This is a genomic window from Streptomyces sp. NBC_00459, assembly GCF_036013955.1.
In the GTDB taxonomy this organism is placed as follows: domain Bacteria; phylum Actinomycetota; class Actinomycetes; order Streptomycetales; family Streptomycetaceae; genus Streptomyces.
This window is the reverse complement of the sequence record NZ_CP107903.1, coordinates 1,512,421-1,526,304: the sequence shown is the minus strand read 5'-3', so window position 1 is coordinate 1,526,304 and position 13,884 is coordinate 1,512,421. Positions and strand designations below refer to the sequence as shown.

The window sequence follows — 13,884 nt, the reverse complement described above, 5'->3', positions numbered from 1 at the left end:
TGGGGACAGTCACCATGAGTTCTTCCAGGATCACAGCATGTATCCATACGATAAAAGGTGCACTTGGGTGAATTTCGGCGTATTTCACTCGCGTGGCGTACCTGTTTGGTGTCATCCGGGCGTGCTGATCTTTGCTGCTGAGGTGTCGGGTCATGTGCCTGTCGAGCCAGTACTCTGGCGATTCACCCGTACGGTTGTAACGAGAGGCGGTCCGGCCGATGAGCGAAGCCCCCGACCCCGAGGTCGTGGAGCTGGCGACGAAGATCTTCGATCTGGCCCGGCAGGGGCAGACCGAGGCACTCGTGGCGTACGTCGACGCGGGCGTACCGGCCGACCTCACCAACGACCGCGGCGACTCCCTGGTGATGCTCGCCGCCTACCACGGCCACGCCGACGCGGTCCGGGCGCTCCTCGCTCGCGGTGCCGACGGGGACCGGGTGAACGACCGGGGGCAGACACCACTCGCCGGGGCCGTTTTCAAGGGTGCGCAGGACGTCATCGAGGCGCTTCTGGAGGGTGGCGCCAACCCGGCCGCGGGTACGCCCTCGGCTCTCGACACCGCACGGATGTTCGGCAAGACGGAACTGTTGGAGCTGTTCGGCGCACACTGAGTCGTACGTGTTGACCAGCTAGGACAAGGAAAACGGGGGAGGCGGAACGGGGCCGCCGGAAATACGGTCGCGGCAGCTTGAACAGCCGGGTCATCATGACGTCGTGATTCATGGACGCGATGGCTGGGCAGATGTTGCCGCACCGCGCGGGCCGTGATGCGGTCCGCATGGGCCCACCTACGAGAGGCAGAGGAAGATGGTCTACAGCAAGCAGGAAACGGCGGGCGCTCCGACGTGTTGTCGCGTGGCCAGGTAAAGCAGGATCCCGGTTGCGTCGACGCTTGATGTGAGGCTGTTTCCCATGTTCGATCCGGTCATAGCGCCCAGCGGAACGCTGCTCGGCCTGCTTCAGAGGGGCCGCGGCGACGGCACGCTGCACGCGCTCACAGCACCGCGGGCCGACGCGCTCGCGGCACTGAACCACTGTGTGCTCCACGACCCGCGCCACGACTGGCAGGTGGAGAACCGCTCCCTTTACTACGCCCGTCTCTATGTCGACCTCCATGGCGAGCTCGACGAGATCGAGGCCCATCTCTTCGACGCCGAGGACGTCCTCGACACCGACGAGTCACGCACCGGGCTCGCCCTCGCGGTCCTCGGACACCTCGCCTCCTACGGAAGGCGGGACGCGCTGGAGGTGCTGCGCAGGTATGCCGCCACCGGCACCAGCTGGGCGTGGGCGCTGGACGAGCTGGCGCTCAGGGACGACGACGCGGGGCTGCGCGCCCTCGCCGCCCCCGTGCTCGCCCGCTTCGGCACCGACGCGGAGGGCGAGGCGGAACTGGCCGCCGTCGTGCGGGACGCCTTCGAGCCCCGGCCCTGGCGGCTGTGGGCCGAGGATCCGCGCGAATCGATCTCCACGCGCGTGCGTGCCGCCCAGGAGACCGGCTGTTTCGACCGCTGGCAACGCCAGATGCGACCGTCCGGGCCCCGCCCGGGCTGGAGTGTGCAGGCTGTCTTCGAGTGGGCCCAGCAGGGCATCGACCGCGGTGCCGTGCTCCATGTGCCCGCCGCGCGGTGCCTGACGGCTGTGGCGGGCCCGGAGGACCGGCCCCAGATCCTGGAGGCCGCCCGCAGCGGTGGCGACGGCGCCCGCTGCACGGCCCTGCGCTATCTCGCGGACAGCAATGATCCCGAGGCCCTCGATCTGGTCGAGGGCGCGGTCACCGACGGCACGACGGCCGTGGTGGAGGCCGCCGTCGACGCATTCGAACGTATGCGCAGTATCGCCGCCGTCGACCGCGCGCGCGGGTGGGTCCACCGGCCCGACCCCCTCGGCGCCGCCGCCGGACGGATGCTCGCCTGCCTGGGTGGCACCCGGGACAGCGACCTCGTCCTCGGAGCCCTGCGGGAGGCCGTACGGGGCGAAGGACCCGACGCGCCGACCCTGTGGACCCTGGTGGACGGCGCGGGACGGCTCGGCATCGTCTGCGCGGCCCCCGTGCTGCGCCACGTCTACCGCGAGACCGCCTCGTCCCATCTGCGCGGCCGGGCCGCCCGGGCCCTCGCCGCCACCGACCCCTCCTTCGCCGCCGGCTTCGCCGTCGAATGCCTGTGGGACTGCGAGGAGACCACCCGCGAGGTCGCCGCCCGGCACGCCGAGACCGGTGACGCCAGGGTCGTCGACCAGCTGCGCAGGCTCGCCGCCGACCCGGCCGAGGAGGCCGAGGTCCAGACAGCCGTACGGAGCCGGATCGGACCCGACAGCACCGCGGTATGAACGGGGGATGACCCGGAGATCAGGAGCGCGTGGACGCGCGCCGACCCGCGAGGGGGCGGTGCGCAACGCTCATGGGACGTTCCCCGTCCGGAAAGATCGACGTTGACGCGGGCACGTCCAGTACGGCGACAACACCCCTATGCGTGTAGTCATCGTGACCGAATCCTTTCCCCCCGATGTGAACGGCGTGGCCCACTGCGCGCTCCAGACCGCCCGGCACCTCGTCGATCGCGGTCACGTTCCCCTCGTCGTCGCCCCGGCCACCGCCGCCGGGAACGGGCCCGACGCCTCGGCGCCGTGCCCCGTCGTCCGTGTCCCCTCCCTGCCGCTCCCCGGCTACCCCCAGGTCCGCGTCGCCCTCCCCAGCCGACGCGTCGCCGCCGCGATCACCGAGCACCGCGCGGACATCGTCCATCTGGCCAGCCCCTTCATCCTCGGCGTACGCGGCATGGCCGCCGCCGCCCGGCTCGGCATCCCCGCCGTGGCCGTCTACCAGACCGACCTGGCCGGATACGCCCGCACCTACGTCCACGCGGGCGAGGCCGCCGCCTGGCGGCGCATCCGCTCCGTCCACGCCGCCGCCGACCTCACCCTCGCGCCCTCCAGCGCTGCCCTGCACGACCTGGAGTCGCACGGCGTACCCCGGGTGAAGCTGTGGCAGCGCGGAGTGGACACCGCGCGCTTCCGCCCCGCACTGCGGGACGAGGCCATCCGCCGTGAACTCGCCCCGAACGGTGAGCTGATCGTCGGCTACGTCGGCCGGCTCGCCCCCGAGAAGCAGGTCGAGCTCCTCGCCGGGGTCTGTGCGCTGGACGGCGTGCGGGTCGTCGTCGTGGGTGACGGACCCAGCGAGCCGGGGCTGCGCGAGCAGCTGCCGGGAGCCGTCTTCCTGGGCCGCCGTACCGGCGACGAACTCGCCCGGATCTTCGCCTCGCTGGACGTCTTCGCGCACACCGGACCGTTCGAGACCTTCTGCCAGACCGTGCAGGAGGCCATGGCGAGCGGTGTGCCCGTCGTCGCGCCCGCCGCCGGCGGACCGCTGGACCTGGTCGCCCACGGGCGCACGGGCCTCCTGGTCCCGCCGCGCGACGCGGCCGCCGTCCGGGACGCGGTGTGGTCCCTGGCCCGTGACCCGGGCCTGCGGGCCTCCTACGGCGCCGCCGCCCGGGCGATGGTCGAGGGCCGTACCTGGGCGAGTGTCGGCGACCAACTCGTCGGGCACTACGCCGACATCCTCACCGCGCGGACGGCGGTGGCCGCATGAACACCGAGACCCCACACGGCGCGGGTGGACCACTGCGCATCGTCCGGCTGGCGAACTTCGTCGCCCCCGCCTCGGGCGGCCTGCGCACCGCGCTGCGCGAACTGGGCGCCGGCTACCGGGCCGCCGGACACGACCCCGTCCTGATCGTGCCCGGTGAGCGGGCGAGCGACCGCGACACCGAACAGGGGCGCGTGATCACCCTGCCCGGCCCGCTGCTGCCCGGCACCGGCGGCTACCGCGTGCTGACGGACAAGCGGCGCGTCGCCGCCCTCCTCGGGGAACTGGCGCCTGACCGCCTGGAGGTGTCCGACCGGACGACCCTCAGGTGGACGGGCAGGTGGGCGCGCCGGGCCCGTGTCCCGGCGGTGATGGTCTCCCACGAGACCGCCGACGGCGTCCTGCGCACCTGGGGCCTGTCGGAGAACCTCTCCCGGCGCGCCGCCGACGCCCTCAACGTCCGTACGGCACACACCTACGCGCGCGTGGTGTGCACCACGGAGTTCGCCGAGCGGGAGTTCGTACGGATCGGGGCACGCAATGTCGTACGGGCTCCTCTGGGCGTCGACCTGGTGCGGCGGCATCCGTCGTTGCGGGACCCGGCGGTCAGGGCCGCGCACGCGCGCGGGGACGAACTGCTCCTGGTGATGTGCTCCCGGCTGTCCGTCGAGAAGCGGCCCGGCACGGCGCTGGACGCCCTGGAGGCCCTCCTGCGGCGCGGACAGCGGGCGAGGCTGGTGGTGGCCGGGGACGGGCCGCTGCGGGCCCGTATGGAGCAGCGGGCGCGGGAGCGCCGGCTGCCGGTCACCTTCCTCGGGCACGTCACCGACCGGGTACTGCTGGGCGGACTCCAGGCGTCGGCCGACGTGTGCCTTTCGCCGGGACCCGCGGAGACCTTCGGGCTCGCCGCGCTGGAGTCGATGGCCTGCGGCACACCCGTGGTCGTCAGCGCGTCCTCCGCGCTGCCCGAGGTGATCGGGTCCGCCGGGGCCGTCGCCGCCGACGACGGAGAGGCCTTCGCGGACGCCGTACGGCTGCTGCTGGGGCGGCCCGAGCGCGAGCGCCGGGACAAGGCACGCGCGCGTGCGGAGTGTTTCGGCTGGTCGACCGCGGTCGAGGCGTTCCTCGCGGCGCACGACGCGAAGGTGCCGTCCGCCGGAGACGCGCCCGTGCGGCCCGTCGTCCCGGAGGGTGTCGGATGAGACCGCTGCGGTTCGTGGCGCTCGGCGACTCGCTGACCGAGGGCGTGGGCGATCCCGTGGACGGCATGTGGCGCGGCTGGGCCGCGCTGCTCGCCGACGGGTTCGGCGACACGCCGGTGGACTTCACCAACCTCGCGGTCAGCGGGGCTCAGACGCGCGACGTGCTGGAACGGCAGACACCGGCCGGCCTCGACCTGGAGCCGGACGTCGTGTCCGTCGTCATCGGGGTGAACGACACCCTGCGCCGCACGTTCGACATCCACGCGGTGGCCGCCCGGCTGGACGAGGTCTACGCGGCCTTCACCGAGCGGGGCGCGCTCCTGCTCACGGCGTGCCTGCCCGACCCCGGGGCGATGCTGGGACTGCCCGGTGTCCTGGCCAACCCGCTGGCCAGGCGGCAGCGGGCGGTCAACTCGGTCGTCCACGCGCTGTCCGGGCGCTACGGGGCCGTGCATCTGCACGCCGCCGAGGGGGAGTGGCTCAGCGGGCGTGAGATGTGGAGCGCGGACCGGCTGCACCCCGGCGAGCAGGGGCACCGGCAGCTGGCGGTCCGCTTCCACGCGCTGCTCACGGAGGCGGGCGTAGCGGGCGGGGCGGGTCCGTCGCCCGAGCCGGAACGTCCCGCGCCCACCCGGGCGGCCAGCCTGCGCTGGCTGGCCACCGCGGGCACGGGCTGGGTGGCGCGGCGGTCCACCGACCTGCTCCCGCAGCTCCTCCGGCTCGCCGCCCAGGAGGTCCGCCACCGCGCGCGGGGCACCAGCGCCCGCCTCGACCTCGGGGCGTCCCACGCCGTCGCGGCGGCCCTGGCCGCCCTGACGGTGGCGGAGCACCGGGCCGAGCCGGACGTGGCGTAGGGCCTGTCCGTCGGATCGGGCGGAGGACGGCTACGGCGTCGAACCGGCACGGGCGAGCCGGGGTTCGGTGTGTCCGGCCATGTGGCGGAGGAGACGCCGATGTGGGTCGCCGGCGGGGCGGGTGACGCGGCGGGGGAGTCGGCAACCACGACAAGGCCGCGGACGGCCGCCCGCCGGGGCGCGGCTGCTGGCAGCGCAGCTCCGACTCCCCGGCATGAGCCGGCGGACCGGCACCGGGCGGCTCAACCGCGGCGTACGGGCACGAACCTGACCGGGGTGTCCGGCGCCGCCTGGGCGGCGGCGCGCAGGTCCGCGGTGCGTACGACGGCGATCACCGGATAGCCGCCGGTGGTGGGATGGTCGGCGAGGAAGACCACCGGCCTGCCGTCCGGAGGCACCTGGACCGCGCCCAGGACCATGCCCTCACTGGGGAGTTCACCGGCAAAGGCCCGCTCCAGGGAAGGGCCTTCCGTGCGCAGCCCGATGCGGTTGCTCGCGGAGGACACGCGGTAGGTGGACTTGGTGAAGGCGCGCAGGGCCGCCGGCGTGAACCAGTCGTCGCGGGGCCCGACGGTCACCCGGAGCACGAGCTCGGCCGGGGGCGCCGGCTGCGGACCGACGTCCACGCGCGCGTGCCCGCCGATCACATGCCCCAGGGGCAGCACCGCGCCGTCCGTGAGGGGCGGCGGGCCCAGGCCGGACAGCAGGTCGGTGGACCGGCTGCCGAGGACCGGCTCGACGGCGATCCCGCCCGAGACGGCCACGTAACCGCGTACTCCGGAGAGGGCCGCTCCGACGTTCAGCAGCGCACCGCCGGGCACCTGCACCGCGGCTCCCCAGGCCACCGGGCGGCCGTCCACCGTGACCGGGCAGGGGGCGCCGCCGACCGCGACGGTGACCGGGCAACGTGGGCGCAGGGCGCAGCCGTTGAGGGTGGTTTCGAGGACGGCCGCCCCGGACGGGTTGCCGACCAGCCGGTTGACGAGCGCCGCCGTGAGCGTGTCCAGGGCGCCGGAGCGTGGCACCCCGAGATGGGCGTACCCGGGACGCCCCTGGTCCTGCACGGTGGTCAGCGCCCCCGCCCGTACGACCGCGAGCGCACGATCCGTCATGGGCGGCCGACCGGGACGAAACGGACCCGGGTGCCAGGCGACAGCAGCGCGGCCGGCACGCGCGTGTGGTCCCACAGGACAGCGCCCGTCGTACCGATCAACTGCCAGCCGCCCGGCGACGAACGCGGGTACACACCCGTGTACGGGCCCGCCAGTCCCACCGCTCCTGCCGGAACGGACGTCCGCGGAGTGGCGCGCCTTGGTACGTCGTAGCGGGCCGGGAGACCGGTGAGATAGCCGAAGCCGGGCGCGAAACCGCAGAAGGCGACACGGAACTCGGTGCCCGCGTGGATGCGCGCCACCTCTTCCTCGGACACGCCCCACAGGGCGGCGACGTCGGCGAGGTCCGGGCCGTCGTAGCGGATCGGGAGTTCGATGATCTCCTGGGTGAGGGGGAGCGCCGGGGGCACTTGCGAGGCGGTCAGTTCGGTGGCCAGCCGGGTGGGGTCGTCGAGGCCGTCGAGGAGGACCGTACGGGCGGCGGGGACGATCTCCCGTACGGTCAGGGTGCCCTCCGCGCGGCGGCGCAGCAGTTCCGCGTGCAGGGCCTGGGCCTGTTCGCCGGAGGAGACCTCGACCAGCAGCGCGTCGTCGCCGACGGGCAGCGCCCTCATCCCGTGCGTCGTCCCGCTCGTCGTGCCGGTCCCGCTCATACGAAGGCCTCCACGCGGACGCCCGACGCTTCGATGCGCTCCCGGATCCGGCGGGCCAGGTCCACCGCGCCGGGTGTGTCGCCGTGGACGCACAGGGAGCGGGCGCGGATCGCGAGGGGCGTTCCGGAGAGCGACGCGACCACGCCGGTCCGGGCGAGGGTCACCGAACGTGCCACGACGGCCTCCGGGTCGGTCACCAACGCCCCTTCCCGGCCGCGCGGCACGAGAGTGGCCTCCTCGGTGTACGCGCGGTCGGCGAACGCCTCGGGGACGGCCGGGAGGCCCGCCCCCTCGGCGAGCTCCAGCAGGCGCGAGCCGGGCAGCCCGAGCACCGGCAGCCCCTTGTCGGCCAGAAGCACGCCGGCGATCACCGCCCCCGCCTGCTCCGCGTCGTGCACGACGCGGTTGTAGAGCGCGCCGTGCGGCTTGACGTACGACACGCGCGTGCCCGCGGCGCGTGCGAAGACCTCCAGGGCGCCGATCTGGTAGGCCACCTCGGCCGCCAGTTCGTCGGGCGGCACATCCATCGCGCGCCGCCCGAAGCCCGCCAGATCGCGGTAGGAGACCTGGGCGCCGATCCGTACGCCGCGCTCGGCCGCCCGGTCGCACACGCGCCGCATGGTGACCGGGTCCCCGGCGTGGAAGCCGCAGGCCACGTTGGCGCTGGTGACGACGGACAGCAGCTGTTCGTCGTCGGTCAGCCGCCAGCGGCCGAAGCCCTCGCCGAGGTCGGCGTTGAGGTCGATCATCTTCCGGACTCCTGTCACGCTCCGGTCAGGCGACGCGGTACTGCTCGTCGCGGGTGTCGGTGAGGAACATCTGTCCCGGCGCGTGGGTGATGGCGAAGGGCGGACGGGACGCCGTCACCGCGGCCTGCGGGGTCACCCCGCAGGCCCAGAACACCGGGATGTCGTCCGGCGCGAGGTCCACCGGTTCGCCGAAGTCAGGTCGGCCGAGGTCGTCGATGCCGAGCCCAGACGGGTCGCCGCAGTGTACGGGGCTGCCGTGCACCGCCGGGAGCAGGCTGCTCTCCCGGATCGCGGCCGCCAGATGCTGCGGCGGCACCGGGCGCATGGACACCACCATCGGGCCGTGCAGCCGCCCGGCGGGACGGCACTGACGGTTGGTCACGTACATCGGGACGTTGCGGCCCTGCTCGATGTGCCGGATCGGGACGCCCGCCTCGGCGAGCGCCCACTCGAAGGTGAAACTGCACCCGATGAGGAACGTCACGAGATCGTCGCGCCAGTGGGAGAGCACGTCCGTGGGCTCCTCCGTCAGCTCGCCGTCCCGCCAGACCCGGTAGCGCGGCAGGTCGGTGCGCAGGTCCGCGCCCTCGGCGAGGACGGTGGTCCAGGAACCGGCGTCCGTGACGTCCAGGACCGGGCAGGGCTTCTGGTTGCGCTGACAGAACAGCAGCATGTCGTACGCCCAGTCGGCGGGCACCGAGATCAGGTTGACCTGGGTGTGGCCGGCCGCGACACCCGCCGTGGGGCCCGTCAGCCCCGCGCGGAACCGGGCTCGCCCGGATTTCGGGCTCCACGCGTGCGCGTACTCGTGGACGAGGGACAGGGGGCGGTCTTCCGTACGGTTCACTGGAGTTCCTTTCCGCGGGTCTCCGGCAGGCCGAGCAGTGCCAGGGCGGCGATGCCGTATCCGATCGCGCCGAAGACCAGCGCGCCGCCCACACCCCAACTGTCGGCCAGGAAGCCGACCGTGGTGGGGAAGACGGCGCCGACGGCGCGCCCGGTGTTGTAGGTGAAGCCCTGCCCGGTGCCGCGCACAGCGGTCGGGTACAGCTCGCTCAGATAGGAGCCGAAGCCGCTGAAGATCGCCGACATACAGAACCCGAGCGGGAAACCGAGCACCAGGAGAAGGTTGTTGGAGCCCGTGGGGATGTTCGCGTAAGCGAGGATGCACAGCGCCGAGAGGACCGCGAACAGCCAGATGTTGCGCCTGCGGCCGATCCGGTCGGTGAGATACCCGCCGGTCAGATAGCCGACGAAGGCTCCGGAGATCAGGAAGGCGAGATACGAACCGGTCCCGACGACCGACAGTCCCCGTTCCGTCTTGAGGTAGGTGGGCACCCAGGTGGCGAGGGTGTAGTAGCCGCCCTGGACACCGGTGGACAGCAGGCCCGCGAAGATCGTGATGCGCAGCAGTCCGGGTGCCTCGGGCGTGCCGGGCTTGAAGATGGTCGCGAACGAGCCCTTCTGTGGGTTCTTCTCGCGCTCGGCGACCGCCCGGGGCGCGTCCTGCACCGAGCGCCGCACCCAGACGACCAGCAGGGCGGGCAGAGCGCCGGTCCAGAACATCACGCGCCAGGCCAGGTCGTCGTCGAGGAACGAGAAGACCACGGTGTAGACGACCACGGCCAGGCCCCACCCCACGGCCCAGGAGCTCTGGATCGCGCCGAGCGTACGGCCGCGGTGCTTCGGGCTCGCGTACTCGGCCACCAGGATCGCGCCGACGGCCCACTCACCGCCGAAACCGAGTCCCTGGAGGGCGCGGAACACCAGCAGCGTCTCGTAGTTGGGCGCGAAGCCGCAGGCGACGGTGAAGACCGCGTACGTGATCACCGTGATCATCAGCGCCTTGACCCGGCCGATCCGGTCCGCGAGCACTCCCGCGCCGGCGCCGCCCACCGCGGAGACGACCAGGGTGACGGTGGTGAACAGCCCGGTCTGACCGCTGTTCAGACCGAAGTAGGCGGACAGCGCCACCATCGTCAGGGGCAGTGTGAAGTAGTCGTACGAGTCCAGGGCGTAGCCGCCGAACGCGCCGCCGAAGGCGCGGCGACCGCGCGGGCCCAGTGCCCGCAGCCAGGCGAACGCGCCTTCGTCGACGGCGGGTTCACCCGTTCCGGGGCGGGATTCGGCGGACAGGGCCTGCGGTGGAGGGGTCGTGCTCATGTGCACCTCGCAGATGAGGGACGGAGGGTGCTTCGGGATGAGCGGTGCGGGAGCGGTCGGCACCGCGTGGATCCGGCGGTGTCTGTTCAGCAAGGTAGAGGATCGTTGAACGATCCTTCAATACCCGTGTTGTTTCGTTCTTGTATCTACGATTGAATTCCGGGCATGGCAGAGCAGCTGACGGGACTGGCCGACGACCGCGCGCTCCTCGGGCGCACCAGTACCGCCGAGCGGGTGTCGGACATCCTCAGGAGCCGGATCGCCGACGGGTACTTCCCGCCCGGGACCCGGCTGTCCGAGGACAGCATCGGCGGGGCCCTCGGCGTCTCCCGCAACACGCTGCGCGAGGCATTTCGGCTGCTCACGCACGAACGCCTGTTGATCCACGAGCTCAACAGAGGTGTCTTCGTACGGGTCCTCACGGTCGAGGACGTCGAGGACATCTACCGCACCCGCGCCCTCGTCGAGTGCGCCGTGGTCCGCGGCCTCGGGGAACCGCCCTACGCCCTGGAGAACCTCGCGGCGGCCGTCGACGAGGGGCAGCGGGCGGCGCGCGACGGTGACTGGAAAGGGCTGGGTACGGCCAACATCCACTTCCACGGCGAACTCGTCGCACTGGCCGGCAGCGCCCGCACCGACGAACTGATGCGCAGCGTCTTCGCCGAACTGCGCCTCGCCTTCCACGTCGTGGACGACCCGCGGCGCCTGCACGAGCCCTATCTCGCCCGCAACCAGCAGATACTGCAGGCCCTCCAGACGGGTGACCGGGAGCGGGCCGAGGAGCTCCTTTCGGTCTATCTCGGCGACTCGCTCGAACGGGTGGTCGAGGCCTACCGGCGGCGGGTGGGCGAGGACGGCTAGCCGGTACGGGGTTCGGGACCTGCGGTGTTCCGCAGGGCGTCAACGGCACGGTGGCGGGGTGACGGCGGGTCGCTTCTGAGTCGTTTGGGTCGTTGTCAGACCGAGGACCTAGTCTGTGCACCGTGACTTCGCCTGCATCGACGGACAGCGTTCCGCCCCAGCTCAGCGCGGGGCCGCGCCCCGCTCCGGGCCCGGCCGCCGACGAGGGCCTGGCGCGGCGTCTGCGTGCGCTCGCCTGCACCGCCCCGCTCCACGACCTGGACGCGCGCAAGGCGAATCTCGCGGGCGAGTACTCGGTGTACGGCATGGCGGAGGTGGCCCTCTCGGCCATCGACCTGGTCACCCTGAACATGGACTTCGACACCGGCGCCGACCACGACCAGATCGTCGCCCGCCTCATCCCGCGCATCGCCGCCCAGGCCCCGCAGCGGCCCGTCACCGAACACGAGCGCGTCGCCCGCTGGGTCCTGGAGAACCTGATCAACGTCGGCAGCGTCGACCGCGGCTTCCGGGCCGTATACGGCACGTTCGCGCCGGACGGTACGTATGTACGCCGCGACTACGACTTCAAGCTGATCGAAGAGGTCCCGGGGTACGGCGGAAGCGTCTACCTCCGTACGACGGACGAGGCGGTCAACGTACTCGTCGGCGCCCTCGACACCGATGTCACCAGCGCCCAGATCGCCGCCGAGGTCAAGCTGGAGGTGCTGATCAGCCGGGGCCGGCTGGCCGACGCCCAGCTCGCCGCGGAGCAGGCCCGCTACCGGACCGTGCAGTACTCGGAGACCCTGCGCAGGGCGCTGGACGCGACCCGGCGCAACGTGCGCGCGGTGGACTGGCTCGAGACCGTCCCCGACATGATCGCCGAGGCCCTCGACCATGTCGCCGACCGCTACCGACATGAGAACGCGATCCTGACCAACATCCGCAAGGCCCGTGACGAGTCCGAGGACCCGGAGCAGAAACGGCGTGCCGCCGAACTCGTCGACATCGTCAAGGACTGCATCCGGCGGCACACGCTGCTCCAGTCCCGGCTGCTGGAGGCGGGGCCGCTGTTCCGCGCGGAGCAGGACCGACAGGCCTTCGCGACACCGATGACGTCCTCGGGGACAGACCTGTACGGCCATCTGCTCGCCCCTGTGCTGCCGTTGCCCCTGGAGGCGGCGGTGCGGGTCACGGACGCGTTCTTCGCGCGCGGGACGGGGCTTCGTGCGCCGGTGTCGGTCCGCGTCGGCGACCTCGTGGACATACTGCTGACGCCACCGGTGGAACGGGAGCATCTCGGGGCGGAGATGCCGGAGCCGGACCTGATCGCCACGCCGGACGACAGCCGGTTCAGCGAGGAGCAGTTGGCGGCGGCGATGGAGTTGCTGGATCTCCCCGCCGACGCGCCTCGGCGCTTGTCGGGGTTGCTGGCAGAGGCGCGCCTTCGCGACACGGAACTTCCCTACCTGGTGGCCCTGCTGGCCGTGCACGCGGCCAGTCCGCCGGTGGGGACGGCCTATCGGCAGGGCGAGGAGAAGTTGTTGTTCGCCGTCGATGACGGGACGGAGCTGGACGATCCGGAATTCGGTGGCGCCGATCTGATCGTGGGGATGGCGTTGCTGGACGCGGTGGGGATGGCCGCCGGCAGGTCGGAGGCAGCGTGATCGGGCTGAGGTTGTCGCCCGGGTGCGGACCCGCCGCGGCTTGTCGCGCAGTTCCCCGCGCCCCTAGGCGAGTCGGCCGTCCCCTCGCTTACAAGAACAGGGAGTTGCAGCTGTGAATGAGCTCGTCGACCGGAGTGAGCCGGAGGTCGTGGCGGCCCCGGCCACTGCCGCTGTGACTCCTGCCGATGCCGCTGACGCCGCGCGGCTGGTCGCCTTTGGGCTTCAGCCCAAGCTTCAGGCCGCACGGGACCAGGAGTACGCCGAGTTGCTGCGGCGGTATCGCGAGGACTCGGCCTTCGCCCGGCTCGCCGACGCCGTGGCCGCCGGGCTGGGGCTGGTCGTGCTGGAGGTGTCCCCGCGCGCGGGGATGGCGGTGACCGCCGCCGAGGACTCCGTCTTCGCCGTGCGGATGGGGGACTACGCACGGCGTACGTCCGCCGACGGCTCGGACCGTTTTCTGCACGGGCTCGCCCATCTCGCCGTCGCCGCCATGGCGTTTCCGCGCCCCGAGGATCTCGCCGACGACGGCTACATCGGGCGCGTCACCGTCAACGGGGTCGAGGCCTTCGTCCGCCAGGCCTGTCGGCGGCTGGAGGAGCGCGCCGAGGCGCAGGGCGAGAACACCGACCCGGTCAGCGACGCCCCGGGACTAGAGGCCGCCTGGCGCATCTGGATGAGGCGGAGCGCCACGGGGGCCACCAAGGACGCGCGGAGACCGGCCGGTTCGACGACCGGCATCGTCGGCAAGGCCGTCGCCTTCCTCACCGACTCCGGCTTCCTCCAGCGCACGGGTGACGACAACGGCGGCACGTATCGGACGACAGCCCGCTACCAGCTCCAGGTCCGGGACATGGCCGGCAACGCCGCCATGGCCGAGCTGCTGGAGCTGGGTGTCGTGCCGGTCACCGACGGGACGCCGACGCTGCTGCCCGCCGAGGACACCGACGACCTGGAGCTGGTGGCCGACGCCGGACTGCCCTTCCACCACTCCTGACCGCCGCCCCGACTCCCTTCGCACCCCAACCCGACTACTCCCTTACGACTACGAG

The 13,884-nt window shown here is 72.5% G+C and carries 13 protein-coding genes; 8 read left to right on the top strand and 5 right to left on the bottom strand.

The window, feature by feature from the left end:
* The first annotated feature begins 218 nt into the window (after positions 1-218).
* The 5 genes from OHN74_RS06505 (at position 219) to OHN74_RS06485 (ending at position 5,648) form a co-directional block, all read left to right on the top strand.
* Entirely contained in the window at positions 219-611 is a 393-nt protein-coding gene (locus OHN74_RS06505) for an ankyrin repeat domain-containing protein (RefSeq protein WP_327693581.1), read from the top strand.
* Between the two features lie 301 nt (positions 612-912).
* Positions 913-2,331, top strand: coding sequence for a HEAT repeat domain-containing protein (locus OHN74_RS06500; RefSeq protein WP_327693580.1), 1,419 nt, complete (start codon positions 913-915; stop codon positions 2,329-2,331).
* A gap of 139 nt (positions 2,332-2,470) precedes the next feature.
* Positions 2,471-3,595: a glycosyltransferase family 4 protein gene (locus OHN74_RS06495; RefSeq protein ID WP_327693579.1), complete on the top strand. Its 1,125-nt coding sequence runs from the start codon at positions 2,471-2,473 to the stop codon at positions 3,593-3,595.
* Positions 3,592-4,794 carry a glycosyltransferase gene (locus OHN74_RS06490; protein ID WP_327693578.1) on the top strand — a complete coding sequence of 401 codons (1,203 nt, stop codon included), beginning with the start codon at positions 3,592-3,594 and terminating at the stop codon, positions 4,792-4,794. The genes OHN74_RS06495 and OHN74_RS06490 overlap by 4 nt, the downstream gene beginning before the upstream one ends.
* A complete protein-coding gene (locus OHN74_RS06485; RefSeq protein WP_327693577.1) occupies positions 4,791-5,648 on the top strand; it encodes an SGNH/GDSL hydrolase family protein in 858 nt (285 codons plus the stop codon). Before OHN74_RS06490 ends, OHN74_RS06485 begins: the two co-directional genes overlap by 4 nt.
* A gap of 242 nt (positions 5,649-5,890) precedes the next feature.
* Here the strand turns inward: OHN74_RS06485 and OHN74_RS06480 are convergent, their stop codons facing one another.
* Genes OHN74_RS06480 through OHN74_RS06460 form a run of 5 tightly spaced genes read right to left on the bottom strand, consistent with a single transcriptional unit; the run spans position 5,891 to position 10,325 of the window.
* On the bottom strand, positions 5,891-6,760 hold the full coding sequence (locus OHN74_RS06480) for a biotin-dependent carboxyltransferase family protein (protein ID WP_327693576.1): 870 nt from the start codon (positions 6,758-6,760) through the stop codon (positions 5,891-5,893).
* Positions 6,757-7,374, bottom strand: a complete 618-nt coding sequence (pxpB, locus tag OHN74_RS06475; protein WP_327700016.1) for a 5-oxoprolinase subunit PxpB — start codon at positions 7,372-7,374, stop codon at positions 6,757-6,759. Before pxpB ends, OHN74_RS06480 begins: the two co-directional genes overlap by 4 nt.
* Positions 7,375-7,409: 35 nt before the next feature.
* Entirely contained in the window at positions 7,410-8,162 is a 753-nt protein-coding gene (locus OHN74_RS06470) for a LamB/YcsF family protein (RefSeq protein ID WP_327693575.1), read from the bottom strand.
* Between the two features lie 25 nt (positions 8,163-8,187).
* Positions 8,188-9,009, bottom strand: coding sequence for a putative hydro-lyase (locus tag OHN74_RS06465; protein ID WP_327693574.1), 822 nt, complete (start codon positions 9,007-9,009; stop codon positions 8,188-8,190).
* Positions 9,006-10,325, bottom strand: coding sequence for an MFS transporter (locus OHN74_RS06460; protein ID WP_327693573.1), 1,320 nt, complete (start codon positions 10,323-10,325; stop codon positions 9,006-9,008). The genes OHN74_RS06465 and OHN74_RS06460 overlap by 4 nt, the downstream gene beginning before the upstream one ends.
* A gap of 165 nt (positions 10,326-10,490) precedes the next feature.
* Between OHN74_RS06460 and OHN74_RS06455 the strand changes: the two genes are divergently transcribed.
* The 3 genes from OHN74_RS06455 (at position 10,491) to OHN74_RS06445 (ending at position 13,829) form a co-directional block, all read left to right on the top strand.
* Positions 10,491-11,186: a GntR family transcriptional regulator gene (locus OHN74_RS06455; RefSeq protein WP_327693572.1), complete on the top strand. Its 696-nt coding sequence runs from the start codon at positions 10,491-10,493 to the stop codon at positions 11,184-11,186.
* Positions 11,187-11,308: 122 nt separating this feature from the next.
* Entirely contained in the window at positions 11,309-12,835 is a 1,527-nt protein-coding gene (locus OHN74_RS06450) for a hypothetical protein (protein ID WP_327693571.1), read from the top strand.
* 112 nt (positions 12,836-12,947) lie between these two features.
* Positions 12,948-13,829 (top strand): hypothetical protein, encoded by an 882-nt coding sequence (locus tag OHN74_RS06445; protein ID WP_327693570.1) that lies wholly within the window; start codon positions 12,948-12,950, stop codon positions 13,827-13,829.
* Positions 13,830-13,884 lie beyond the last annotated feature (55 nt).

Excerpts from the sequence above, each read along its gene's own strand:
- OHN74_RS06455 (WP_327693572.1), top strand. The coding sequence starts at position 10,491 with ATGGCAGAGCAGCTGACGGGACTGGCCGACGACCGCGCGCTCCTCGGG.
- OHN74_RS06495 (WP_327693579.1), top strand. The coding sequence starts at position 2,471 with ATGCGTGTAGTCATCGTGACCGAATCCTTTCCCCCCGATGTGAACGGC.
- OHN74_RS06485 (WP_327693577.1), top strand. The coding sequence starts at position 4,791 with ATGAGACCGCTGCGGTTCGTGGCGCTCGGCGACTCGCTGACCGAGGGC.
- OHN74_RS06490 (WP_327693578.1), top strand. The coding sequence starts at position 3,592 with ATGAACACCGAGACCCCACACGGCGCGGGTGGACCACTGCGCATCGTC.
- OHN74_RS06460 (WP_327693573.1), bottom strand. The coding sequence starts at position 10,325 with ATGAGCACGACCCCTCCACCGCAGGCCCTGTCCGCCGAATCCCGCCCC.
- OHN74_RS06480 (WP_327693576.1), bottom strand. The coding sequence starts at position 6,760 with ATGACGGATCGTGCGCTCGCGGTCGTACGGGCGGGGGCGCTGACCACC.
- OHN74_RS06505 (WP_327693581.1), top strand. The coding sequence starts at position 219 with ATGAGCGAAGCCCCCGACCCCGAGGTCGTGGAGCTGGCGACGAAGATC.
- OHN74_RS06500 (WP_327693580.1), top strand. The coding sequence starts at position 913 with ATGTTCGATCCGGTCATAGCGCCCAGCGGAACGCTGCTCGGCCTGCTT.
- OHN74_RS06470 (WP_327693575.1), bottom strand. The coding sequence starts at position 8,162 with ATGATCGACCTCAACGCCGACCTCGGCGAGGGCTTCGGCCGCTGGCGG.
- pxpB (WP_327700016.1), bottom strand. The coding sequence starts at position 7,374 with ATGAGGGCGCTGCCCGTCGGCGACGACGCGCTGCTGGTCGAGGTCTCC.